Below are 24,325 nucleotides of genomic sequence, written 5' to 3'. Positions count from 1 at the left end.
ACAATCTCAAAAATAAGGTGTAAGAGTGAGTACAAAGAAGGTTCAGAACCCAAACCAGAGTTCCAATACTGGTTTCATTTGGGCGATCATCGCAGTTGTCGTGATCGCTGCGATCGTCATCGGCTTCATCGTGTTTAACGGCCGTAGCCAGAAGGCAGCGGAGCTGGCGGAAAACATGGTGCCAGTTGAGGGCGTCGAAATGGACTACAACAAGGATGAAGGCACGATCGTGCTGTCCGCAGCTGAGGGTGGCGAGGAAGCTCCTCACGCCGAGCTGTTCGAGGACTTCTCCTGTGACTACTGTGCTCAGCTGGCGGAAAACACTGACCAGCAGATGCTGGACGAGATCCAGGCAGGCGACCTCGAGGTTGCAATCCGCAGCCTGAACTTCCTAGACCGTGGCGAGGAAGGCAACTCCACCAACGTGCTGGCTGCAGTGCTGGCTACCGTGAACTCCGGGGATGTGGAGCTGTACTGGAACTTCCGCAAGACGATGATGGATCAGCAGCAGCAGATCTACAACCAGTGGAGCAACGACCAGTTCGCTGATCTGGCCGAGTCCTACGGTGCCGACAGCGAGACCGTGGACGCGATCCGCAATGGCGAGTACCTCGAAGAGGCGAAGTCGGTTGCGCAGTCTAACGCTGACTACCTCAACGAGCAGACCGGTAACGTTTCTTCGCCACGCGTGCTGGTCGACGGCCAGGACGCCGAGGGCGAGGACATTAACAACTGGGTCAGCGAGGTTGCACTCTAGAGCGAGCGTTCAACGCTGATTTCACACCTCCGGTGCCCCGCAACCTGCGGGGCGCCGGAGGTGATTTTGTTCGTTCGGGAGAGCGGGGTATAGTGGCTTCATCACCTTCTAAGGGGCATTGGCGCAGTTGGTAGCGCACCACAATGGCATTGTGGGGGTCATGGGTTCAAATCCCATATGCTCCACCAGCACCCGGAGTGCGACGCAACACACAGCGCGCACCCCGGGTTTTTCGTTACTCTGGTGAAGTGATGAGGAACGAAACTTTTACTAAGACAGGATCCGCCCCCGACTCCGCCGCTGCAGAAGCAGCCGGCTTGCGCTGGTTGAGGGAAGGCTCGGATCGAGTCGTCGACGTGCTCGACGTGGATGCGGCCAACAACACGCTGACCATTCCCCGGATCCGACGCAGCCGCCCCACCGTAGACGCGGCCCGCACCGCCGGAGCAGAGCTCGCCCGGATCCACGCCTGCGGGGCCGAGGCTTTCGGCGCACCTCCCGCTGGTTGGGATGGGCCGAACTTCATCGGCCGCATCCAGCAGGAATGCACGCCTACGCAGCGGTGGGCTGAGTTCTATACTCGCCAGCGCGTGCTTCCCCCAGCCGAGGCGGCGAATGCTGGGGGCACACTTTCCGACGAAGGCCTCGCCACGGTGCGGCGCGCATGTGAGGCCATTGAGCGTGCCGACGAGGATGTCGCGGTCTCACGCATCCACGGTGACTTGTGGAGTGGCAACCTGATGTTTGCGGCCGACGGCCCGTGGTTCATTGACCCGGCTGCCCACGGTGGTCATGCTCTAACGGATCTTGCCATGTTGGCGCTGTTTGGTGCGCCATTTTTTGAAGAGATCATCGCCGGCTATGAGTCCGTGTCTCCGTTGGATGAGGGCTGGCGTGAGCAGATTCCGCTGCATCAGCTGCACCCGTTGGCGGTGCACACGCAGACCCACGGCCGTTCCTATGCTTTTGACCTAGTTCAGGCCGCTGAGGCGACCATGAATCTGCTGGAGGGCTAGCGCCACCAGGTGTCATTGGGGCCAGGTGGCAGGTGGCGTTTGTGCTGGCCTTTGGCCCATAGTTCCTCGATCCGGGCCCGGTCGGTGTCGCTGACGGGGAGGCCTTCGAGGTAATCGTCGATAGCCTGATACGTAATGCCGAGGGCCTCTTCGTCGGGAAGCGTCGGGCGGTCATCCTCGAGGTCGGCGGTGGGCACCTTCTCGTAGAGTGCCGGTGGGCAGTCTAGGTGTTGGAGGAGTTGGGCGCCTTGGCGCTTGGTCAGGCCGGCGAGGGGGACTAGGTCTGCTGCGCCGTCGCCGTGTTTGGTGAAGAATCCGGTGAGGTTTTCAGCGGCGTGGTCAGAGCCGATCACTAGCGCGCCCACTTCGCCGGCGATGGCGTACTGCGCGATCATGCGTTGGCGAGCTTTCACATTGCCATTGTTGAAGTCTCCGAGCTGTTCCACGCCGAGCGATTCGGACACCGCAGCATTCATCTCCGCGGTGGCTGGGGCGATGTTCACGGTGAGGCGCCGATCCGGCTGGATGAACTCGAGGGCTGCCTGAGCGTCGTCTTCGTCGGATTGGATGCCGTGGGGCAGGCGCACTGCCCAAAACGTGGCATCATGCCCGTTTTCGCGGCGCTTTTCGACGGCCAGCTGCGCAAGTTTGCCAGCCAGGGTGGAGTCCTGGCCGCCGGAAATGCCGAGGACGTAGCCCGCGGCTCCGGTGGCCTCCAAGTAATCCACCAAAAAAGTGATACGTTTATCCACCTCTTCAGCTGGATCGATCAAGGACCGTGTGACCAGCGCTTTGATGATGGATTTCTGGGTTTCATCGCCGGGGAGAGACATGACAACCATCGTAGTTAAAGGCCAAGATGTGCGTATGAGTACAGCCAGATCCACCCCCACAACAGACCAGCAAAAACGCTTCGTGCGCACCGTCGCTGGAATCGCCGCCTTCGCCGGCCTCCTTTTTGGTTATGACACCGGCGTGATGAGCGGCGCTTTGCTCTTCGTCAGCCCCGAGTTCGGCATGTCGGCCGCCGAAGAGGGCATGGTCACCTCCATGTTGTTGGTCGGCGCAGCTGTCGGCGCTTTGACCGGTTCGACGATCGCGGACCGGATCGGGCGCCGCGCCACGTTGATGGTGGGCGGCATCATCTTCATCGTTGGTTCCCTCTGGTGTGCCGTTTCGGGATCGGTGCTGATGCTTTCGTCGGCACGCACCCTGCTCGGCGTCGCGGTGGGCGCAGTCAGTATTGTCGCGCCGATGTATATCTCGGAGATGGTGCCGGCGAAAGTGCGCGGCAAGATGGTCTCCCTGAACACCTTCATGATCGTGGTGGGCCAGCTCGCCGCCTACCTGGTGAATTCTTTGCTCGCGCCGACGGAGAACTGGCAGCTGATGCTGGGGCTCGCGGCCGTTCCGGGTCTCATCCTGACCGTCGGGATGTTCTTCCTCCCTGATACCCCGGTGTGGCTTGCGCGCAAGGGGCGTATCGACGAAGCCCGCGCCACCGCAACGCGTTCCGGGATGGACTTGGCGGAACTTACCGAGATCAGCGAGCAGGATGCGGCTGAGCGTCAGGCGCAACAAGGGCAGTGGAGCCGCCTGCGCTCTCATCGCTGGCTGCGGATTACCGTCGTGGTTGCCGCCTTGCTGGGTGTGACGCAGCAGATCACGGGCGTGAATGCGATCGTCTACTTCGCGCCGACGATGATGAACCAAGTGGGCTTGTCGACGCAGAACTCGGTCTACACCTCGATCGTGATCGGTTTGGTGTCTGTTGTGGCCTGCTGGGTGGGCCTGCAGGTGATTGACCGCATCGGGCGCAAGAGGCTGCTGACCATCGGCCTGGTCGGCAATGTAGTGGCGCTGGCGATCTTGGCGCCGGTGTATGGGGCAGCACAGGGTAATACGACGTTGGCGCTGGTGTCGCTGGCGCTGATGGCGTTCTTCATCGCCTCCCAGCAGGCGGCGGTGTCGCCGACGACGTGGCTGCTCATCTCGGAGCTGGTGCCCACCCAGATTCGTGGCCTTGGAATGGGGCTTGCGGGTTTGGCGCTGTGGTCGGCCAACTGGGCAGTCGCCCAATTCTTCCTGCCTCTGGTGGAGTCCCTGGGTGCGACAAACACGTTTGTCATGTTCGCGGTGCTCGGTCTTGTTGCTCTTGGCTTCGTGCGTACGATGGTGCCCGAGACGATGGGGCGCAGCCTGGAGGACGTCAGCCACGAGCTGGAGCGCAAGTACTCTAAGGCCTCCTAGCTCTAGTGGAGCCGGGACAGGTTTGGTTCTGGCCGGGCGGTCGGGTAATATGATCCCTCGTGTCACGACTAGTCATGTTCTGGCTGGTCGGTGCGGGAGGCCCCTCACTGAGGTGGCAGCCCATTACTTATTCACTGTCGATAGAAAGGAGCGCCCGATGAAGGTCCGCAATTCACTTCGGTCGCTGAAGAACAAGCCGGGCGCTCAGGTTGTGCGCCGTCGCGGCAAGCTTTACGTGATCAACAAGAAGGATCCACGCTTCAAGGCTCGTCAGGGCTAAATAGCGCAGGAAACTCTGTCCTCTGCCCCAGGCACCCCCTTAGTGGAGTGGTGTTTGGGGCAGAAGTGTTTTCTGGGAGTGTTCGGACTCCTTCGTGCTACCGCCGGGCCACTGGCGCTGAGCCACACTGTTGGACCTCAACTGTTGGAACAGGGCGGTTTTGGCGCTGCAAGGCCTCCAAATGTCCCTGTTCCAACATTTCAGTTCCAGCAGTGTGCGGATCGGTGGGCGCGCCGGGCGGTGGAGTCCAGGCGGTGCTCACCCGAAATGGGGGAGGGCTGAATCGACGAGCAGGTTAAGGATAAGTGAATAATAATTGACGGTGCAGCTCAAATGTCAGCGATGTCATTCCGGCCGAAGTGAAGACCGTCCGGGTGCGAACTACATGTAGGTGATCTGTTCGTCCCATCCTGGGAATTCCACACCTGTAACTACTACATGTAGTGTCAGTTGCTTAAAGGTGGCACAAAGTATAGGGTTTTGTGGTGTCGCCCCGAACAGGGGCCAAGTTAAAAATGTTCGCCACGCCGCCACCCAAAGCGGTGTTGACGGAGAGAGTTTCGAAGAAGGGGATTCCATGTCCATCACCGTGTACACCAAGCCAGCTTGCATGCAATGCAACTTCACCACCAAGGCCCTCGACAAGGCCGGATTGGACTACACCCTCGTCGACATCAGCATGGATGATGAGGCACGCGACTACGTCCTGGCTCTGGGCCACCTCCAAGCACCTGTGGTTGAGGTTAATGGTGAGCACTGGTCCGGTTTCCGCCCAGATCGCATCCGCGGTCTCGCTGAGCAGGCGGCGTAGCGCACCACCTCCGCTGCACAGGCCGGCCGCAACGCGCGGAACCCCAGTCTGAGCAGCGTCTCTCTCTGCAGCTTTAAGGCCACCGATCCCCCTCGACTTTCGGTGGCTTTTCTTTATTGCATCACTTTTAGAAGGGACGTGAGTCGTTCGTGCTCGTCGTGTATTTCTCCTCTGTTACGGAGAACACTCGTCGGTTCGTCGACAAGCTTGGCCTACCAAGCAAAAGAATTCCCCTATACCGCTCCGATGAGCCGTTGATCGTGGATGAGCCTTATGTGCTGATCTGCCCAACCTACGGTGGCGGAGCATCCATCAGCCACCAGAACACCCGGCCGGTGCCCAAGCAAGTCATCCGCTTCCTGAACAACGAACACAACCGCAGCCTGATCCGCGGGGTGATCGCGGCGGGTAACTCCAACTTCGGTCCCGACTACTGCATCGCGGGCGATGTGATCTCCCAGAAGTGCAAGGTGCCGTACCTCTACCGCTTCGAGCTGCTGGGTATGCCGGAGGATGTGGAACGGGTCCGCGATGAGCTCATCGACAACGCTGAGCGGCTGGGCCTGCAACCCATGGATCCGACCGAGCTGGACGCCGTTCGCGCCGAGCAGGCGAAGAAAGAGCAGGAAAAGGCGGACACCCTTGCGCGATTGCGCGCTCGCTACGACAATCGGGTTCGCAACTGACTTAAAAATAATTTCATAAGTAGTGCAGATATCCATCCGATAATTTTCCGTTTAGAAAGGCCACCCCAATTTGTCTTCCCCCACTCTTGGTAAGAATGTTGCTGAACCCGCGAATCCGAAGGACCAGCTGGATTACCACACACTTAACGCTCTGCTGAACCTGTACGACGAGAACGGCCAGATTCAGTTCGATAAGGACCGTGAGGCAGCTAACCAGTTTTTCCTGCAGCACGTTAACCAGAACACCGTCTACTTCCATGACTTGGAAGAGAAGATGAAGTACCTGATCGACAACAAGTACTACGAGCCCGAGGTTGTCGAGCAGTATGACTGGGACTTCGTCAAGGAGACCTTCAAACGCGCCTACGCCTTCAAGTTCCGGTTCAAGACCTTCCTGGGCGCGTACAAGTACTACACTTCCTACACGCTGAAGACCTTCGACGGGAAGCGTTACTTGGAGCGTTTCGAAGACCGCGTCTCGATGACGGCGCTGTTCTTGGCGCGCGGTAATGAGGATCTAGCGTCGGCGCTTGTCGACGAGATTATGACCGGCCGTTTCCAGCCGGCGACCCCGACGTTCTTGAATGCCGGTAAGGCGCAGCGCGGCGAGCTCGTGTCCTGCTTCCTCCTGCGTATTGAGGACAATATGGAGTCGATCGGTCGCGCAATTAACTCCTCGCTGCAGCTGTCGAAGCGCGGCGGTGGCGTTGCTTTGCTGCTCAGCAATATCCGCGAGTCCGGTGCGCCGATTAAGCACATCGAGAACCAGTCTTCCGGCGTGATCCCCGTGATGAAGCTGTTAGAGGACTCTTTCTCCTACGCCAACCAGCTGGGCGCGCGTCAGGGCGCTGGTGCTGTGTACCTCAACGCACACCACCCAGATATTTTGAGCTTTTTGGATACCAAGCGTGAGAACGCTGATGAGAAGATCCGCATCAAGACTCTCTCGCTGGGCGTGGTCATCCCGGACATCACCTTTGAGCTGGCCAAGCGTAATGACGACATGTACCTGTTCTCCCCGTACGATGTTGAGCGCATCTACGGTGTGCCTTTCGCGGACATCTCGGTGACCGAGAAGTACGAGGAGATGGTGGAAGATCCACGCATCCGCAAGACGAAGATCAACGCGCGCCAGTTCTTCCAGACGATCGCGGAGATCCAGTTCGAGTCCGGTTACCCGTACATCATGTTCGAGGACACCGCGAACGAGGCCAACCCGGTCAAGACGGGCCGGATCAACATGTCGAACCTCTGCTCCGAGATTCTGCAGGTGAACTCCCCGTCGGCGCTGAACGACGACCTAACCTACGAGACGATCGGCGAGGATATCTCGTGCAACCTGGGCTCGCTCAATATTGCGATGACTATGGATTCCACGGATTTCTCCCGCACGATCGAGACCGCGATCCGCGGGCTGACCTCGGTGGCGGACCAGACTTCGATTGATTCTGTGCCGTCGATCCGTGAGGGCAACGACGCTTCCCACGCCATCGGCCTGGGCCAGATGAACCTGCACGGCTACCTTGGCCGCGAGCACATCCACTACGGCTCCGAGGAAGGGCTGGACTTCACCAACGCCTATTTCGCTACGGTGATGTACGAGTCGATCAAGGCGTCGCACAAGATCGCGGTGGAGACGGGGGAGAGGTTCAAGGACTTCGATAAGTCCGAGTACGCCACCGGTGAGTTCTTCGACCGCTACAACCCTGCTGACTTCCAGCCGACCACCGACAAGGTCAAGGAGCTGTTCGCGAACTCCACGGCCCAGATCCCGACCGAGCAGGACTGGGCGCAGCTGAAGGAAGACGTCATGCGTGACGGCATCTACAACCGTTACCTGCAGGCGGTACCTCCGACTGGTTCGATTTCCTATATCAACAACTCGACTTCTTCGATCCACCCGATCGCGTCCAAGATCGAGATCCGCAAGGAAGGCAAGATCGGGCGCGTTTACTACCCGGCACCTCACCTGGATAATGAGAACGGCGAATACTTCGACGACGCCTACGAGATCGGCTATGAGAAGGTCATCGACACCTATGCGGTAGCCACCAAGTACGTCGACCAGGGCCTGTCGCTCACCTTGTTCTTCAAGGACACGGTGACCACCCGCGACATCAACCGCGCCCAGATCTACGCGTGGACGAAGGGCATCAAGTCCCTCTATTACATCCGCCTGCGTCAGATGGCGCTCGCCGGCACTGAGATTGAGGGTTGCGTGTCCTGCATGCTCTAAGAAGCAGGCATAACGACGATTAACCCCTCGCCTCCAGAAGATGAACTGGAAGCGAGGGGTTTCCTCGTCGTGAAGCGAACTTAGGCGTCGCGAGCGCGGCGGGCCAGCCAGTTGCCCAGCGACTGGATGCCTTGGACGACGATGATCAAGATGATCACGGTGACCAACATCGCGAAGGTGTCGAACTGCTGGTAGCCGTAGCTCAAGGCCAAGTCGCCGACGCCACCGCCGCCGATATAGCCGGCCATGGCGGTCGCCGAAATCAGGCCGATGGTCGAGGTCGTGAGCGCCAGGATGATGGAGGCGCGGGCCTCCGGCAGCATGAAGTAGCGAATGGTTTGCCACAGTGTTGCGCCCATGGACTCGGCCGCCTCGATGATGCCGTGGTCGACCTCGAGGAGGGACTGCTCAATCAGCCGCGCGATGAAAGGCGCAATGTAGATGGTCAGGGGGACCAGTGCTGCGGTGGTGCCGATCGACGTGCCCGTGATCGCGCGGGTCAGCGGAACGATGGCCACCATCAGAATCACAAAAGGTAGTGAGCGGATGATGTTGACCACCAGGTTGGTGATTGAGTAGATCACCTGATTTGGGCGCAGGCCGCCGGGGCGGAAGATCACCAAGATCAGCGCCAGCGGAATACCCAGCAGCGAGCCGATCGCTAGCGCGATGCCGACCATATAAAGGGTTTCTAGGCCCGCATCGAGGTATTGCTGGGGGCTGACGCGCGTGTTAAACGTTTCCATCCAGTTCATGGCAGCACCTCCGCGTTGAGTCCTTCCGTGTCAGCAATATGGGCGAGCGCTTCGTCGATAAGCGTGCGTTGCCCATCCAACCCGAGCACCATCGTGCCGACCGTTGTGCGCCGCAGTGGGGCGTCGGATGCCTGGTAGAGGTTGACGGTGACGCCGAGGCGCTGCAGGTCGGGGATCAGGGTGCGAGCGGCCCCGCCGGTATGGACCACGCGCACGAGAGTGTCGGGGCGGGCGCGGCGTAGCTCATCGACGACGGGCTCCGGCAAGCGCTGCGGCACGACCGTCTCGATGAAGCGGCGTGTCAGGGCGGCCTGAGGTTGCGCAAAGATCTGCTCGACCGGGCCATTTTCGATCAGCCTGCCCTGCTCGAGGACGGCGACATAGTCCGCGATCCGGGCCACCACGTCCATCTGGTGGGTGATGATCACGATGGTCAGCCCGAGGTCCTCATTGATGTCGGTCAACAGATCCAGGATCTGGGAGGTGGTCAACGGGTCGAGGGCACTGGTGGGTTCGTCGCACAGCAGTACCTTCGGGTTGGTCACCAGGGACCGCGCGATGCCGACGCGTTGGCGCTGCCCGCCCGACAGCTGGCGCGGGCGGTGGTTGGCGCGATCGGCCAACCCCACCCGTTCCAGGGCCTCGGTGACGCGGCGGTTGATCTCCTCGCGCGGAGTTTTTGCCAGCACCAGGGGCATCGCCACGTTATCGGCGACGGTGCGTGAATTTAGCAGGTTATAGTGCTGGAAAATCATGCCTACTTCGCGGCGTAATTCGCGCAGGTGAGCGTCGGAAAGCTCGGCTGGCTGCCGGCCCAGGACGCTGACCTCGCCAGACGACGGCGTTTCCAAACCATTGGCGGTGCGCAGCAGAGTCGACTTACCAGCACCGGAGGTGCCAACGACCCCGTAGATGGAGCCGGCGGGCACGTCGAAAGTGATGGAATCCAGCGCGACGATCTGCTGGTCGCCGCCGCCGTAGACGCGTGAAATGTCGCGGAAGGACACAGCCGCTTCAGCCATAAAACTATCCCTTCAAGGACTCTGGGATGAACCAGTAATCGTTGACGTTTTCTTCCTCCACGAACTGCAGGAACTCTTCGTTGCGGTACGCATCCGAGACGGCCTGGACCCATTCCGAGTCCTCTTCCTCGGCGCGGGTGACGGCGGCGAGGATCAGCTCGGGGCGCAAGGTCTCCTGGAAGAGCTGCAGGTTCGGATCCACCTGCGATGCGAAGGACATGGAGCCAGGGATAACGCCCCAGTCGATGTCCGGCAGGGCGCGCGGGATGGTCGCGGAATCCATCGGCTCGATCGACAGGTTGTGCGGGTTGTCCTGGATGTCGTTGACCGACAGCAGGGCTGGGTCCGCGTCTGGGTTGAGGGTGATCCAGCCTGCCTCCGCCAGCATGTTTAGTGCGCGCGAAAGGTTGGATGCGTCGATGGGCACGGCAACGGTCTGGCCGTCGGCGACCGCGTCGAGGGAATCATGGCGCTCCGAGTACAGGCCTGCAGGGACGGTGGGGATCTCAGTGAAGTTGATCAGGTCCGATCCGGTCTCCTCGTTGAAAACGCCCGTGTACGCGGAGTGCTGGTCCACGTTGAGGTCAACAGAACCTTCGGCAACGGCCGTGGTGGCCTGCTGCAGGTCCGAGAACTCGGTGTATTCGATGGTGTAGCCCTGTTCAGAGAGGATCGGATCGATCCCGTCTTGGAAGAGGACAGAGTAGGGGCCAGGCGAGGTGCCGACGCGGATGGTCTGGTCATCGCTTTCCGACGACGAGCACGACGCTAATCCAAGGCTGAGCGAAGCAGCGACGATGGCTGTTGCCGCGCGCGAAAAGATCTTCATGGGGTCTCCAGTTCCTCAAAATTTCATGTACTAGACGCTGAAGTCTAGCGCTATGAGACCGACCTGTCTAATATTTTCATGGAATCGGGCTTGCCGATGAATGAAAATGAGAAAGAAAAACCCTCGCGCCCACATTGGGGAGCGAGGGACTCGTCGTTAAGCGTGCTTATTCGTAGAGGGCGTCACGTACCTCAGCAAGGAGATTGCGGGAGGCTGCCTCAGCTGCCTCTGCGTTGCCTTCGGCTATTGCTGTTGCCAGCGTTTCGTGCAGGTCGAGTGCTTCCTCAACAGGGTTTGAAGGCTGCAGGCCATAGCGGGTGCGGCCTTCCAACGCGTGGAGCAGCGAAGGTGCCAAGGCGATGATCATCTCGTTACCACTGGCTAGGAAGACCAGCTGGTGGAACTCTTTATCCGCCTTGAGGAATTCGTCGGAGGCGCCCCGGTCGCGGGAGCCGAGCTCGCGCAACTCCTCGGCGAGGGCGACGAGCTTGTCCGACTGCTCTTGGGTGGCCTGGTGTGCAGCATTGAAGGCAGCAATCGGCTCCAGGGCAATGCGCAGCTCCGTGAGGGATTTCAGCTGCTCGTTTCGCTGCTCATCCGCGGCGAGGCGCCAGGTGATCACGGACGGGTCGAAGACTGCCCAGGAGGTCTGTGGCAACACGGTGATTCCGACGCGGCGTGACGACGACACCAACCCCAGTTGCTCTAAAGCGCGCATCGCTTCGCGGGCGACGGTGCGTGAAATGCCAAAGCGGGAGGAGATGTCTTGCAGTGTGAATGTTCGTCCCTCGGGGAGCTCCCCGGCGACGATCTCACCACCAAGCTGATCCAAGACTGATGTCAGCAGTGGTGCTGCAGGCGACTCAGGGGTGGGCATTGCTCAACCATCCTTGAATGTTGTTGTACTGGTGGTGTCTATAGTTGTTACCTTACGCGTATTGCTGTCCAAATTGATAACGACGTGAAAAAAAGGGGGGCAAGAATTTCTCTGCTAGACAGGCACGAAATGCCAACCCAATGTTGGATCCGGGGGATAGTAAACGCGCTGCCTGTGGTTGCGGTGGTCATAGTTTCTCACTGGGGTAGGGTGGTGGCTTAGTGTATAAAGCCAATTTTGAAAGTCTCTGAGGGGAAACATGTCTGACCAGCACGACTACGACGCGTATTTAAAGGCCCACACTGAACCGATCAAGGCGATCAACTGGAACGAGATTCCGGATGAGAAGGACCTCGAGGTGTGGGACCGCCTGACCGGTAACTTCTGGCTCCCAGAAAAGATCCCGGTATCTAATGACATTCCGTCGTGGAAGACCCTGAACGAAGCTGAGCAGCTGGCGACCATGCGCGTGTTCGCGAACCTGACCCTGCTCGACACTATCCAGGGCACCATCGGCGCGGTATCGCTTATCCCGGACGCCCGCACCATGCACGAGGAGGCGGTGTACACCAACATTTCCTTCATGGAATCGGTGCACGCCAAGAGTTACTCCAATATCTATATGACTCTGGCGACCACGCCGCAGATCAACGATGCATTCCGCTGGACCGAAGAAAACGAAGAGGTTCAGCGCAAGGCGAAGATTATCCAGTCTTACTACGAGGGTTCCGACCCGCTGAAGAAGAAGGTCGCATCCGTGATGTTGGAATCCTTCCTCTTCTACTCCGGTTTCTACCTGCCGCTGAACTGGTCGGTGCATTCCAAGCTGACGAACACGGCAGACATCATTCGACTCATCATTCGCGATGAGGCCGTCCACGGCTACTACATCGGCTACAAGTACCAGCTGGGGGTTGCCGGGGAGGCCCAGGAGCGTCGCGATGAGCTCAAGGAGTACTCCTTCGATCTCATGTACGACCTGTACGAGAATGAGACTCAGTACACCGAGGACATTTACGATCCGATCGGCTGGACCGAGGATGTGAAGCGGTTCCTGCGCTACAACGCCAACAAGGCTCTGAACAACCTTGGGTACGAAGGACTCTTCCCTTCCGACGAAACCAAGGTGTCCCCGGCCATCCTCGCATCGCTGTCTCCGAACGCGGACGAGAACCATGACTTCTTCTCCGGGTCCGGATCGTCTTACGTGATTGGCAAGGCCGAAGACACCACGGACGACGACTGGGATTTCTAGGCTAGATTGTTCGCCCCAGCAGTCACATTGGCACCACGCGCCCTGTCCCACCAAAGCGGTGGGGGAGGGCGTTTATGCGCCATATACAGGATATATTCAGTTTTGTCGTAGTACCTGGCGGCCGCGCCACACCCATCAATCTTTGGTTTGAACCCCATTTGGGGGCATCGTTCGCGGCTGGCCGGTGGCCAAAAAGCCCCTATAAGTACTATCAGATCTTAAAAGTCCTGCATATTGCACTTAGCTGGGAGCTTTCTGCGAAGCTAGTGAAGATTTTTTCGGCAGTATGCCCGTAACGCTATAGACTCTTAATCGTTGCTAGCCCTGTGTGGCTAGAAATAGTTGTCTCCTCGCGCCATAGTGTGAGGGGGTATCATAAGGCGTCGCGGCTAACTACGGCCGTCGACGTCAGTAGTCAGGAGGATCGTATGACCGCAGTTGCGCCTCGGCTAGACGACTATGTCCAGCCAGAACGCCCTCAACCTTTCGGTTATGACCGAAAAGGTTCGAAGCTTTATCAAATTCTTGCCACAACGGACCACAAGGCTCTGGGTGCTTGGTACCTAGTCATGTCCTTCATCTGGTTCTTCGTTGGTGGCCTCATGGCACTGCTGATCCGCGCGGAGCTGTTCTCCCCGGGCCTGCAGTTCCTGTCCAACGAGCAGTTCAACCAGCTGTTCACCATGCACGGCACGATCATGCTGCTTGCATTCGGTACCCCAATCGTTTGGGGCTTCGCCAACTACGTCCTGCCGCTGCAGATCGGCGCACCTGACGTGGCCTTCCCACGTCTGAACGCTTTCGGCTTCTGGATCACCCAGATCGGTGTCGTCGCGATGCTCGCAGGTTTCCTCACCCCAGGTGGTGCGGCAGACTTCGGCTGGACCATGTACGCACCACTGTCTGACCAGGTTCACACCCCAGGCGTGGGCGCTGACCTCTGGATCATCGGCGTGGGTGCAACCGGTATCGGTACCGTTGCCTCCGCGATCAACATGATCACCACCATCTTGACGATGCGCGCACCGGGCATGACCATGTTCCGCCTGCCAGTGTTCACCTGGACCATCTTCGCTGCATCCCTGATCTCCCTGATGATCTTCCCGCTGCTGCTCGCTGCGGCACTGGGTGTGCTTTACGACCGCAAGCTTGGCGGCCACATCTTTGACACCGCGAACGGCGGCGCCATTCTGTGGCAGCACCTGTTCTGGTTCTTCGGTCACCCTGAGGTGTACGTCCTTGCACTGCCATTCTTCGGCATCATCTCCGAGGTCATCCCGGTGTTCTCCCGTAAGCCAATTTTCGGCTACATCGGCCTGATCTTCGCAACCCTGTCGATCGCTGGCCTGTCCATGGCTGTGTGGGCTCACCACATGTACGCCACCGGCGCGGTCCTGCTGCCGTTCTTCTCGTTCATGACGTTCCTGATTGCAGTTCCAACCGGCGTGAAGTTCTTCAACTGGGTCGGCACCATGTGGAACGGCCACATCACCTGGCAGTCGCCAATGATCTGGGCAATGGGCTTCATGGCAACCTTCCTGTTCGGTGGTCTGACCGGTATTATGCTGGCCTCCCCACCACTGGACTTCCACCTGCATGACTCCTACTTCGTGGTTGCTCACTTCCACTACACCCTCTTCGGCACCGTGGTGTTCTCCTCCTTCGCAGGCGTCTACTTCTGGTTCCCGAAGATCACCGGACGCATGGCCGACGAGGGTCTGGCAAAGTGGCACTTCTGGTTGACCTTCATCGGCTTCCACACCACGTTCCTGATCCAGCACTGGCTGGGCAACATGGGTATGCCACGTCGTTACGCCGACTACCTGGACTCCGACGGCTTCACCCTGTTCAACCAGATCTCCACTGTTGGCTCCTTCATCCTGGGTGCCTCCGTGATCCCTCTGGTCTGGAACGTCTTCAAGTCCTGGCGCTACGGCGAGATCGTTACCGTCGACGACCCATGGGGCTACGGCAACTCTCTCGAGTGGGCAACCTCCTGCCCACCACCACGCCACAACTTCACCTCCCTGCCACGTATCCGCTCCGAGCGCCCAGCGTTCGAGCTGCACTACCCGCACATGGTGGAGCGAATGCGAAAGGAAGCCCACGTCTAAGGGCCACGGCTTCACCCCAAAGCATCTGATCCGAAACTGACTACGGTTCACAACCCCCGGCTCAACTCCAGAAGTTGAGACCGGGGGTTTTGGGGATTATGGGGCTACCAATCCCGCCCCGCACTCATCACGTTGTACCCATCTCATTTCACAGCAGAAAGAACAGTCGCAGTGACTACACCCACGACAGATGTCGTAGACCTCCAGCCAGGGCTCACCCACGCCGTCATCACCATCACGGGTCCCGACCGGCCCGGCGTTTCCGCCTCGGCGTTTCGTGTCCTGTCCTCCCACGGTGTCCAGCTTCTCGACGTCGAGCAGGCCAACTTCCGAGGCAACCTCTTCCTCGCCGCCTTTGTCGGCATCAAGACCGATGGCCTAGACACCTTAGAAAAGGGCCTCAAAGACACCCTGGAGACTTACCACCAGCGCGTCACCATCGAGGTGGGAGAGCACGTCGCCTCCTCCGGCCAGCCGCGTTCCACACACGTCGTCGTGATGCTGGGTAACCCCGTCACTGCCTCCGACGTCTCCCAAGTCGGCCGCACCCTGGCCAACTTCGACGCCAACATCGACCGCATTCGCGGCATCTCGGACTACCCAGTCACCGGCCTGGAGCTGTACTGCACCATCCCGAACTACACCCCGGGCGACGGTAAGGCGATCCGCGAAGCACTCGCCGAACTGACCCCACGGCTTGGCGTAGACCTAGCCATCGAAGGGGCAGGGCTTGCACGCCGCGCAAAGCGCCTCGTGTGCTTCGACTGTGACTCCACCCTGATCACCGGCGAAGTCATCGAGATGCTCGCCGCCCACGCCGGCAAGGAGGAAGAAGTCGCTGCGGTTACCGAGCGCGCCATGCGCGGCGAGCTGGACTTCGAAGAGTCCCTGCGCGAGCGCGTCAAGGCACTGGCCGGACTCGATGCGTCTGTCATCGACGAAGTCGCCCGCGATATCGAACTGACACCAGGTGCACGCACCACGATCCGCACCCTGAAGAAGATGGGCTACCGCACAGCCGTCGTCTCGGGCGGTTTCGTCCAAATTCTCGAAGATCTTGCGGAAGACCTGCAGCTGGATTACATGCGCGCGAACACCCTCGAGATCGTGGACGGGAAGCTCACTGGCAATGTCGTCGGCAAAATCGTTGACCGCGCCGCCAAGTCAGAGTTCTTGGCCGAGTTCGCCGAAGACTCGAACCTCACTATGCAGCAAACCGTCGCCGTGGGCGATGGTGCCAATGACATCGATATGCTGTCGGCCGCGGGTCTTGGCATCGCTTTCAACGCCAAGCCGGCGCTAAAGGAAATCGCTGACACCTCGGTGAACACGCCCTTCTTGGACTCGGTCCTGTACATCCTTGGTGTGCCCCGCAGCGAGATCGACGACTCGGACCTCAAGGACGGTACGTTCCGCAAGGTGCCGCTGAACTAATGGCCCAAGAGTCAGATTCACTGATCGCCTCTGCCCACCAGTTGCTTGCCTCGAGCGTGTCGGCGGATCGTCATGAACGCCACGAGGATCCCGCGGACCCGTCGACGGTCCAGGCGATGCAAATCGCGCTGCACATCCCAAAGCAGACCCCGCCTGATCGCAACGCCATGCTGGTCGCCGCCGCTAGGGCCGTCGTCGCCGTGTGCATGGCACCGGAGGCAGGGCAGGAGGGTCCGTGGCGCGAGGGACTGATGGGTTGGTACAGCCATCTGATCCGCAAGGTCGCCCGTCGGGGCCGCAACAAGGCGTGGGAGGACGTCCAAACGCTGCCCGGTGTCACCGTGGACGCGGAGGGGGCACAGGCCCGCGCGTTCGTTCCCTCCTCGGTCCACGACGTCCCTGCGCCGTTAAAGAAACTGCAGATCCAAGGCACCGACCTCCCCGGTTCGGAACAGCCTGAGCCAGATCCTCGCGTGCCGACGATCGCCGTGGACGCAGCCTTGGAGATGACGGTGGGCAAGGCTGCAGCACAAGTGGGCCATGCCTCCATGCTGTGGGCGGCTCAGTTGCCGACGAACGAGGCCCTCGCATGGGCAAACGCAGGCTTTCCCCTCAACGTGATCGAGTGCGAGGATGACGAATTTATTCGAGCAACCGAGATGCCGGGAGCAGTATGCGTCAGGGATGCCGGTTTCACCGAAATCGCGCCGGACTCGATCACGACGGCGGTTTTTGGACCTACTGCTTAGAGTCCGCCGATGTGGGCGGTGCGACCAGCCTTCTTAAAGCACCGCGCACCACATCGGGGTCTGTTGTGGTCCAGAAGTCCGGCAGACTCTTGCGCAGGAAAGAACCATAGCGCTTCGTCGTTAAGCGATTATCCAGCACGGCCACCACGCCGCGGTCAGTCACGCGGCGCAATAAACGCCCCGCGCCCTGGGCCATCAGCAGCGCAGCGTGCGTGGCGGAGACCTCCATGAAACCGGAACGCCCCGCCGCGTCGGCAGCCTTTGAGCGGGCCTGCAGCAGCGGTTCATCGGGCCGCGGAAACGGGATCCGGTCAATGAGAACCAGCGACAAGGCACGGCCCGGCACATCCACGCCCTGCCACAGGGTCAGCGTGCCAAACAGGCACGAGTTTTCGTTCTTCGCGAACTTATCGACGAGCAACCCAATCGAATCCTCGCCCTGGACATAGATCTCAAACGGCAGCCGAGAGCGCATCGCCTCGGCGGCCTGCTGGGCGGCACGCTTGGAAGAAAACAACCCCAGGGTGCGGCCTCCAGCGGCGGTAATCAAGCCGGCAATCTCGTCGAGGGTGTCGTCGGCAAGCCCCTCGCGCCCAGGCGTGGGCAGGTGGGCCGCGTTATAGAGAATGCCGGACTTGCGTGGGTCAAACGGGGTGCCCGCGTCCAAACTGTCCCACGATCCATGCGGGAGTCCCCAGCTGGCAGCCATGGCCTCAAAGTTGCCGCCGATGGTCAACGTGGCAGAAGTCAGAACTACGGTCTGCTCGCCGAAGAGGCGATCGTGCAGCAATCCTGCGACAGACAGCGGGGCCACCGCCACGGTGTCGCCGTAGCGCTCGGAACGCTCCAGCCAGACCACGTCGTCGTATTCTGCCGGGTTGTCCTCGTCGAAGACCGCGAGGATGCGCACCACGGCATCGTGCTGGTCTTGGAGATGATTCCTCAAGTTCTCGCGTTCGGCGAAACGCTCAGGATCGTTCGTGTTTTCGCCTTCGGGGGCACGTGCGATCTCCTCGCGGGTGCGCCACAGGGCGGCGCGCACGGCGACGAAAGCACCACGTGCAGAATCCGAAATGTCCTCCCAGCGGCCCGGTTCCTCAAGGTCCACCACGGCTGTGAAATCGTCGATGACTTCTTCGAGGTCCTGCTTCTTTTTCGTCGCGTCCAACTTGCCGGCGCGGCGGGCAGACAGGGTAAGCGCGTTGGCGGAGATCTCCGAGGTTGCAACTGAGGTGATGCGTCCGTCGAGTTCGTGGGCCTCATCAATGACGACGACATCGTGCTCCGGCAGGATGTCTACGTCAGCCAGCGCATCGATGGCCAGGAGGGCGTGGTTCGTTACCACGATGTCAACGTCACGGGTTTTAGCCCTCGCCAGTTCCGCGAAGCACTCCTCGCCATGGGGGCAGCGCGTCGCGCCGAGGCACTCGGCGGCGGTGACGGACACTTGGCGCCACGCTAGATCAGGCACACCGGGGTCGAGGTCATCGCGGTCACCGGTCTCAGTGTCCTGGGCCCACTCGTGGACGCGAGCAACATGCTTGCCCATCCAGCTGGTAGTCGAATCCTCGAAGAGGGCATCCGGTGCTTCGTCCTCGACAGAAAGTTTGTGCAGGCAGACGTAGTTGGAACGGCCCTTCTGGATGGCAAACGTCGGGCGGCGTTCCATCACGGGCTCAAGGGCGTCAGCAAGCCTGGGCAGGTCGCGCTCGACGAGCTGGCGCTGCAGAGCCAACGTGGCAGTGGAGATAATCACCGTGGTGTCAGCAGCCAGCGCGTGCCGGATGGCAGGGACCAGGTAGGCCAAGGACTTACCCGTGCCCGTGCCTGCCTGCACGGCGAGGTGGCGTTCAGTGTCGAGTGCCTTGGTGACTGCTTCGGCCATCGACACCTGCCCGTCGCGCCGGGCACCACCGAGGGCGTCGACGGCAGTGGCAAGCAGGTCGGTGGTTGTTTGAGTCAACGGCTGATCACTCACACAGGAGAGTGTAGCGCCCTAATCTTCTGGGTCAGCCGGGAAGCCGGTAAAGCGGGTGCTGATCGCGGGTTCGTCGCGCGACAAAGCCAGACCTTCCCACGGCAGGGTGCGGATCTGCTCCGCCAGGTGGTTGCGCGATTCCTCCAGAGTTGGGGGCGTGCCGACAAGTTCACCGTCGCGCAGCATGGGAACAACCAGCTGGCGCGTGTTCAAACCAGGGAGCTCCGGTGCTGGCTTATCGAAGGGGGAGACCACCTCTTCCACCGCCACACCGGTGCTGCGGTAGGCGCGCAGGGCGGTCTTGGCGCCACCCGTCATCGCCTTTCCACGCGAGCGCTTAGCGACGGGGTGGCCGTCCACCTCGACCAGCTTGTACACCATGGCGGCGGTCGGAGCACCGGAGCCGGTGACCACAGACGTGCCTACGCCGTACACGTCGACAGGGTCGCCACGCAGGCCAGCAATAGCGAATTCGTCCAAGTCCGAGGACACCACGATCTTGGTGTTGTAGGCACCCAGTTCATCGAGCTGGCGGCGCACCCGGCGGGTCACAGCGCCCAAATCGCCCGAGTCAATACGCACTCCGCCAAGTTCAGTGCCTGCCACCTCGATGGCGTTGGCCACGCCCTGGGTGATGTCGTACGTATCGACGAGCAGGGTGGTCTCTTTGCCAAGAGTGTCGATCTGCGACTGAAACGCCGCCTTCTCATTCGGCGTACCGCCCTCGTTGACATGCAGCAGCGTCCACGCGTGCGCCGAGGTACCGGAGGCGGGGACGCCGTAGCGGTAAGAGGCTTCCATGTTGGATGTTGCCTCAAAGCCAGCCAGGTAAGCTGCGCGGGCGGCGGTCACTGCAGAGTACTCGTGTGTGCGGCGCGAGCCCATTTCAATGATTGGGCGGCCATCCGCCGCGGTCACCATCCTTGAAGCGGCCGAGGCGACTGCGGAGTCCGCGTTCATGATCGACAAGATCACCGTTTCCAGCACGACGCATTCTGCAAAGGTACCGCGCACGGAGAGGATCGGCGAATAAGGGAAGTAGAGGTCACCTTCCAAATAACCGTCGATGTCGCCAGAGAACTTGTAGTCACGCAAGAATTCCTTCGCTTCGTCGTCGAGGAAGTCGAGCGTTTCCAACTGCTTATCGGTGAAGCGGAAGTCTCGGATTGCGCGCAGGACACGGGAGGTGCCGGCGACGACCCCGTAGCGGCGCTCATTTTGCAGCTTGCGGGAGAACACCTCGAAGGCGCACTGGCGCCCGGCTGTTCCGTCGCGCAGGGCTGCCTGCAACATCGTCAACTCATACTTATCCGTGAGGAAGGAAGTAGAACGATCTTGGCCATGGGAAGAATATTCAGTCACGAAACCAGACTAACCCACCATCCGGACATGCGGCCGCTATTGGCGGGAAAAGACGACGACAACCCACACGCGGTCTTGCCCCTGGGCCACGCCCACACCCAGATGGGCGTGTTCAGGGCTGATCATGAGATCCGTGTTGGGCTGGTCGAGCAAGAACTCGTTCATCACATTGTGGCTAGTGGCCTGGCTCTTGCTCAGGGAGGCCTGCATCATAGCCACGTCGGCGTCGAGAGGTGCGAAGGTGCCGGTCATCGCGTTTCCTTCGGCGTGGCTTTGGGCCATGTACTGCAGCTTCAAGTCAGAGGTGACAGGAAGAACATCGGCGCGGACTTCGTCGGCACGCACCTTGTTGATCGCGTATAACATGTCCCCGCGGATGAACTCGAGGTCGATGGAATCATCCAGGCCGGGGGAGACGTAGCCGTCTGAGCGGGAGGATCCGGCATCCTCATCTGAGGAGCCACCGACTGCCGCGAGAATCGTCGCCAGAAGCGCGAAGACGACGCTGAACACACCCGCGAGCGCACGCAGAAACTCGTCGAGGTTGGCAAAGTTGCCGGCAAAGTTACTGGATAGCCGGTTCATGAACTGTCCTCAACCTGTCCTTAATCAGTGTCAAAAGCCGATGCTATTGAAATCGACGATAGTCTACCCTCCCCGGGTACGCGCGGATTGACGGAAATTGGTTACCCTTAGGATATGAATCGATCACCAAAAATGGGTTCGCCTATGGCCACCCCCGAGTTGGATGAGGACATTGAGCTCGATGTAGCCACCGCCGAAAACCTGCCGTGGATGTGCATCGTGTGGGATGATCCCGTCAACCTGATGAGTTATGTCACCTACGTCTTCCAAACCGTGCTGGGCTACGACAAGAAGCGCGCCACCGAATTGATGATGCAAGTCCACACCGAGGGCAAAGCCGTCGTGTCTTCCGGGGAGAAAGACAAGGTGGAAGGCGACGTGAAGAAGCTGCACACCGCCGGGCTGTGGGCGACGATGCAGCAGGCCGGCTAGCCCCGGCGACAACTGAAAGGAAAGAAATGGAAGCGTGGCGGAAGAAAAAGGGCCTGATGCGGGCGCCGAAATATATGACCAGGCTGGACCCGATGGAGCGTGAAGTCCTCGGTGATCTCACGGCTACCGTGTCCGAGGCATTAATTCAGCGCGCGCAGTCGGCGCCAAAAGACGAGCTCGCCGAGCTAGTGGATATGCCCACCGGGCACAAGGACGCACCAGAGGACCCCAGGCTTGCGCGTCTTCTGCCAGACTTCGAGCGCGCCGACGACCAGGAGTTTGAAGGCGATAACTCCCTGCTGCGCAGCATGAATGAGACTGACATCATCAAGTCGAAACTGGAAAACCTGCAGGTAGTGAACGCCGCCTTGGGTCCCACCGGCGGCGTTGAAGTCTCACTCGATGAGGAGGAGGCGCACCGCTTCCTCGCCGGGCTGAATGATCTGCGCCTGTACGTGGCAGCCGACGAATCCGGTGGTGAGGGCGCAGCCCAGGACCGTCAGAACCTAGTGGAGTGGATGGGCTTTTGTCAGGAATCTCTGCTGGAAGCGTTGATGAACTGATGGCAGGGGCGCTGATCGACGTCCCCGGCCTAGCAATCGGGCATGTCTCGCTGGGGGATACCGGCGTGACATCGGTTGTGTCGCGCGCGAAGCAGGGCATGGTGGGGGCCGTCGATGTACGTGGTGGTGGCCCAGGCACCCGCGAGACGGACTTGCTGGCCCCGCACAACACGGTCGAGCGCGTGCACGCCATCACCCTGGCTGGAGGTTCTGCTTTTGGATTGGCCGCCGCTAGCGGCGCTATGGAAGCCCTAGAAGAACACGGTTATGGGTTTCCCGTATTTGGTGAGGGTAACCCGGGCCCGCGCGTGCCAATCGTCCCGTCTGCCGTCATTTTCGACCTTGTCGTGGGGGAATCGTCGTCACGCCCCACAGCTCGCGACGGCAGGGCCTCGATTGACGTGGCGCTGCGCGAGGGCGACGACCGTTCGTCGGGAAGCATCGGGGCAGGCTGCGGGGCTACCGCGGGAGTGCTGCGCGGCGGCTTCGGGCAGGCGTCTGTGCTTATCGACGAATACACCGTGGCTGCCGGAGTGGTGGCGAACCCAATGGGCAGTGTGATCGATCCGGCCACCGGCGCTTTGTACGGCGATCCGGACGGCCCACGGGTGGACCTTGAAAAATTTGGGGCCCTCGAGCGGTCGATGCCGAAACTAAATACTACGATCGGCGTGGTAGCTACTGACGCGCCTCTGCCCGTGGCCCAACTCCAACGTCTGGCGATGACCGGGCATGATGGACTGGCGCGCGCTGTGCGGCCGGCCCACTCGCCGCTGGATGGGGACACACTATTTGCGGTCTCCACGGCGGAAAGCACAAGCCCGCAGGAGGCCGAACTCGTCGGCACGCTCTGCGAAGCCGCCGCCGAGTGTGTGCAGGCAGCGATCGTGAATGCGGTGCGTTCCGCCACGCCGGGATACGGTGTGGCCTGCTGGAACGACATCGTCTGTTAAGACAATTATGATCAATGGGGATGACTAACTACCAGTACTCTCCATATTCTTCCCAGCCCCCGCGACCCAGCTCCGGAGCACCGTTGGGACGGCAGCGCCAGCCCGCTGTCCGTCACGCGCGCAGTTATGGCTTCAGAACCGGGCTGCGCTACGCCATCGGCTACGTGGTGGTGATCTGGGCGGTCCACATCATCAACATGTTCTTCTTTGGTGGCGGCCTGATCGCGTTTGGTATCCACCCCCTGGACCCCTCGTCCCTGCTCAACGTGTTCACCTCGCCGTTGCTGCACGGCAGTTGGGAACACCTGATCTCCAATACGGTGCCTGGCGCGATTTTCTGTTTCATCATCGGATACTCGGGTCACCGTGTGTTCTGGGAGGTCACGCTGATCGCCGCGGTCGTCGGTGGGGCAGGCGTGTGGATGTTCGGCGGAATAGGCACGAACCATATCGGCGCGTCGGGTTTGGTGTACGGCTGGCTGGCCTACCTGCTGATCCGCGGCATCTTTAACCGCTCATTCCGGCAGATCCTCTTGGGCGTTATCCTTGGGTTTTCCTATTCGGGCCTGGTCTGGGGAGTGCTGCCGGGAACTCCGGGTGTCAGTTGGCAGGCGCACCTGTTTGGAGCGCTCGGCGGGCTGGCTGCAGGCGTATTCATTACCTCGGATGATCCTCCTGCATTGCAGGCTCGACGACAGCGGAAGAAATTGGAACGGTAGTCCAGGCAGGTTCCTGGCAGTTGCCTAGGAAACTAAGAAGATTTCTCTGCTAAGGGGTATTTAAGAGTATGAATAAAGTTTAATAGTCCCAGTTTGGGCGGCTGTCAGGGGGGATTGCTTGGGCGTATCTAAGTGTTCCTAAGTTTATTTTCTTAAGTTGTCGCGTATCATATTTCCTATGACTGAGAAGATGAATCCGAAGTTCACCGAGGAAGAAAATGAGACCTGGGAAAACGTGTGGTCGTTTTATGTTGGCCTGCCGACGAAGCTCGATGCGCAGCTGAAGCGGGATGCCGGCATCAGCCATTTTGACTTCTACGCAATGATCAATATCGCCGCTACCGACGAGGGCTCGCTGCGCATGAGCGAACTCGCTGAGGCATCGGACATGAGCCTGTCCCACCTCTCGCGCGTGATCACCCGCCTGGAGAAGAAGGGCTACGTCGAGCGCGTGCCCGATCCGAATGATGGCCGCTCCACATTGGCGGAGCTCACCGAGGAGGGTTGGGAAGCTGTGAATAAGGCTTCCCCTGGTCACGTCTCCCAGGTTCGTCGCCTCGTCTTCGACAACCTGACTGAGGAAGAGAGTCGCGCTATGTCTTCTGCCATGGCCAAGATCGTCGATGCGATGAACTCGGAGCACGCAGCGTAGGATCGTGCGC

At 60.2% G+C, this 24,325-nt stretch carries 23 protein-coding genes, 1 tRNA gene and 1 pseudogene; 17 read left to right on the top strand and 8 right to left on the bottom strand.

Annotated elements, in window-relative coordinates:
- Positions 1-25 precede the first annotated feature (25 nt).
- From B097_RS0109255 to B097_RS0109245, 3 genes are all read left to right on the top strand, one after another.
- Positions 26-757, top strand: a complete 732-nt coding sequence (locus tag B097_RS0109255) for a DsbA family protein (protein ID WP_018582246.1) — start codon at positions 26-28, stop codon at positions 755-757.
- Between the two features lie 112 nt (positions 758-869).
- Positions 870-945, top strand: a tRNA-Ala gene (locus B097_RS0109250).
- Between the two features lie 63 nt (positions 946-1,008).
- Complete coding sequence (locus B097_RS0109245; protein WP_018582245.1) at positions 1,009-1,773, top strand: fructosamine kinase family protein; 765 nt, start codon at positions 1,009-1,011, stop codon at positions 1,771-1,773.
- Here the strand turns inward: B097_RS0109245 and nadE are convergent.
- On the bottom strand, positions 1,770-2,615 hold the full coding sequence (gene nadE / locus B097_RS0109240) for an NAD(+) synthase (protein ID WP_081618042.1): 846 nt from the start codon (positions 2,613-2,615) through the stop codon (positions 1,770-1,772). The two genes, B097_RS0109245 and nadE, sit on opposite strands and share 4 nt — an antisense overlap.
- Positions 2,616-2,640: 25 nt before the next feature.
- Here nadE and B097_RS0109235 point away from each other — a divergent pair, with 25 nt between their 5' ends.
- The 5 genes and pseudogenes from B097_RS0109235 (at position 2,641) to nrdE (ending at position 8,036) form a co-directional block, all read left to right on the top strand.
- Positions 2,641-4,023, top strand: coding sequence for a sugar porter family MFS transporter (locus tag B097_RS0109235; protein ID WP_051078023.1), 1,383 nt, complete (start codon positions 2,641-2,643; stop codon positions 4,021-4,023).
- A gap of 157 nt (positions 4,024-4,180) precedes the next feature.
- Positions 4,181-4,303, top strand: coding sequence for a type B 50S ribosomal protein L36 (gene ykgO / locus B097_RS0109230; protein ID WP_018582242.1), 123 nt, complete (start codon positions 4,181-4,183; stop codon positions 4,301-4,303).
- 577 nt (positions 4,304-4,880) lie between these two features.
- Positions 4,881-5,114, top strand: a complete 234-nt coding sequence (gene nrdH, locus B097_RS0109225; RefSeq protein WP_018582241.1) for a glutaredoxin-like protein NrdH — start codon at positions 4,881-4,883, stop codon at positions 5,112-5,114.
- Between the two features lie 149 nt (positions 5,115-5,263).
- Positions 5,264-5,686 (top strand): annotated as a pseudogene (gene nrdI / locus B097_RS12800) (class Ib ribonucleoside-diphosphate reductase assembly flavoprotein NrdI); the annotation flags it as partial.
- A 184-nt stretch (positions 5,687-5,870) separates the two neighbouring features.
- Positions 5,871-8,036, top strand: coding sequence for a class 1b ribonucleoside-diphosphate reductase subunit alpha (nrdE, locus tag B097_RS0109215; RefSeq protein WP_018582239.1), 2,166 nt, complete (start codon positions 5,871-5,873; stop codon positions 8,034-8,036).
- A gap of 80 nt (positions 8,037-8,116) precedes the next feature.
- Here nrdE and B097_RS0109210 read toward each other — a convergent pair whose 3' ends face one another.
- The 4 genes from B097_RS0109210 to B097_RS0109195 form a co-directional block, all read right to left on the bottom strand.
- On the bottom strand, positions 8,117-8,791 hold the full coding sequence (locus B097_RS0109210; protein ID WP_018582238.1) for a methionine ABC transporter permease: 675 nt from the start codon (positions 8,789-8,791) through the stop codon (positions 8,117-8,119).
- On the bottom strand, positions 8,788-9,813 hold the full coding sequence (locus B097_RS0109205; RefSeq protein WP_018582237.1) for a methionine ABC transporter ATP-binding protein: 1,026 nt from the start codon (positions 9,811-9,813) through the stop codon (positions 8,788-8,790). The genes B097_RS0109210 and B097_RS0109205 overlap by 4 nt, the downstream gene beginning before the upstream one ends.
- Before the next feature lie 4 nt (positions 9,814-9,817).
- On the bottom strand, positions 9,818-10,642 hold the full coding sequence (locus tag B097_RS0109200; RefSeq protein ID WP_018582236.1) for a MetQ/NlpA family ABC transporter substrate-binding protein: 825 nt from the start codon (positions 10,640-10,642) through the stop codon (positions 9,818-9,820).
- A 166-nt stretch (positions 10,643-10,808) separates the two neighbouring features.
- A complete protein-coding gene (locus B097_RS0109195) occupies positions 10,809-11,519 on the bottom strand; it encodes a FadR/GntR family transcriptional regulator (RefSeq protein ID WP_018582235.1) in 711 nt (236 codons plus the stop codon).
- Between the two features lie 259 nt (positions 11,520-11,778).
- Between B097_RS0109195 and nrdF the strand changes: the two genes are divergently transcribed.
- The 4 genes from nrdF to B097_RS0109175 all read left to right on the top strand — a co-directional run bounded on the left by nrdF (position 11,779) and on the right by B097_RS0109175 (position 17,071).
- Positions 11,779-12,774: a class 1b ribonucleoside-diphosphate reductase subunit beta gene (gene nrdF / locus B097_RS0109190; protein WP_018582234.1), complete on the top strand. Its 996-nt coding sequence runs from the start codon at positions 11,779-11,781 to the stop codon at positions 12,772-12,774.
- 428 nt (positions 12,775-13,202) lie between these two features.
- Entirely contained in the window at positions 13,203-14,888 is a 1,686-nt protein-coding gene (gene ctaD, locus B097_RS0109185; RefSeq protein WP_018582233.1) for an aa3-type cytochrome oxidase subunit I, read from the top strand.
- Between the two features lie 171 nt (positions 14,889-15,059).
- A complete protein-coding gene (serB, locus tag B097_RS0109180; protein WP_018582232.1) occupies positions 15,060-16,322 on the top strand; it encodes a phosphoserine phosphatase SerB in 1,263 nt (420 codons plus the stop codon).
- Entirely contained in the window at positions 16,322-17,071 is a 750-nt protein-coding gene (locus B097_RS0109175) for an aminoacyl-tRNA hydrolase (RefSeq protein WP_018582231.1), read from the top strand. Before serB ends, B097_RS0109175 begins: the two co-directional genes overlap by 1 nt.
- Here B097_RS0109175 and B097_RS0109170 read toward each other — a convergent pair.
- The 3 genes from B097_RS0109170 to B097_RS0109160 are packed head-to-tail and all read right to left on the bottom strand — an operon-like array spanning position 17,061 to position 20,996.
- Positions 17,061-19,049: an ATP-dependent DNA helicase gene (locus B097_RS0109170; RefSeq protein WP_018582230.1), complete on the bottom strand. Its 1,989-nt coding sequence runs from the start codon at positions 19,047-19,049 to the stop codon at positions 17,061-17,063. The genes B097_RS0109175 and B097_RS0109170 overlap by 11 nt on opposite strands.
- Positions 19,050-19,067: 18 nt before the next feature.
- Entirely contained in the window at positions 19,068-20,411 is a 1,344-nt protein-coding gene (locus tag B097_RS0109165; RefSeq protein ID WP_026254426.1) for a nicotinate phosphoribosyltransferase, read from the bottom strand.
- 36 nt (positions 20,412-20,447) lie between these two features.
- Complete coding sequence (locus B097_RS0109160; protein ID WP_018582228.1) at positions 20,448-20,996, bottom strand: CAP domain-containing protein; 549 nt, start codon at positions 20,994-20,996, stop codon at positions 20,448-20,450.
- Positions 20,997-21,128: 132 nt separating this feature from the next.
- Between B097_RS0109160 and clpS the strand changes: the two genes are divergently transcribed.
- From clpS to B097_RS0109135, 5 genes are all read left to right on the top strand, one after another.
- A complete protein-coding gene (gene clpS, locus B097_RS0109155) occupies positions 21,129-21,428 on the top strand; it encodes an ATP-dependent Clp protease adapter ClpS (RefSeq protein WP_336884559.1) in 300 nt (99 codons plus the stop codon).
- 26 nt (positions 21,429-21,454) lie between these two features.
- Positions 21,455-21,991 (top strand): DUF2017 domain-containing protein, encoded by a 537-nt coding sequence (locus B097_RS0109150; RefSeq protein ID WP_018582226.1) that lies wholly within the window; start codon positions 21,455-21,457, stop codon positions 21,989-21,991.
- Positions 21,991-22,944, top strand: coding sequence for a P1 family peptidase (locus tag B097_RS0109145; protein WP_018582225.1), 954 nt, complete (start codon positions 21,991-21,993; stop codon positions 22,942-22,944). Before B097_RS0109150 ends, B097_RS0109145 begins: the two co-directional genes overlap by 1 nt.
- Positions 22,945-22,964: 20 nt before the next feature.
- Positions 22,965-23,663: a rhomboid family intramembrane serine protease gene (locus tag B097_RS0109140; protein ID WP_081618041.1), complete on the top strand. Its 699-nt coding sequence runs from the start codon at positions 22,965-22,967 to the stop codon at positions 23,661-23,663.
- A gap of 178 nt (positions 23,664-23,841) precedes the next feature.
- Positions 23,842-24,315: a MarR family winged helix-turn-helix transcriptional regulator gene (locus B097_RS0109135; RefSeq protein ID WP_018582223.1), complete on the top strand. Its 474-nt coding sequence runs from the start codon at positions 23,842-23,844 to the stop codon at positions 24,313-24,315.
- Positions 24,316-24,325: the final 10 nt, after the last annotated feature.

It is taken from the genome of Corynebacterium pilosum DSM 20521 = CIP 103422 (assembly GCF_000373805.1).
Classification (GTDB): Bacteria; Actinomycetota; Actinomycetes; order Mycobacteriales; family Mycobacteriaceae; genus Corynebacterium; species Corynebacterium pilosum.
Note: the sequence above shows the minus strand (reverse complement) of the source record. Positions and strands in the feature narration are given on the sequence as shown.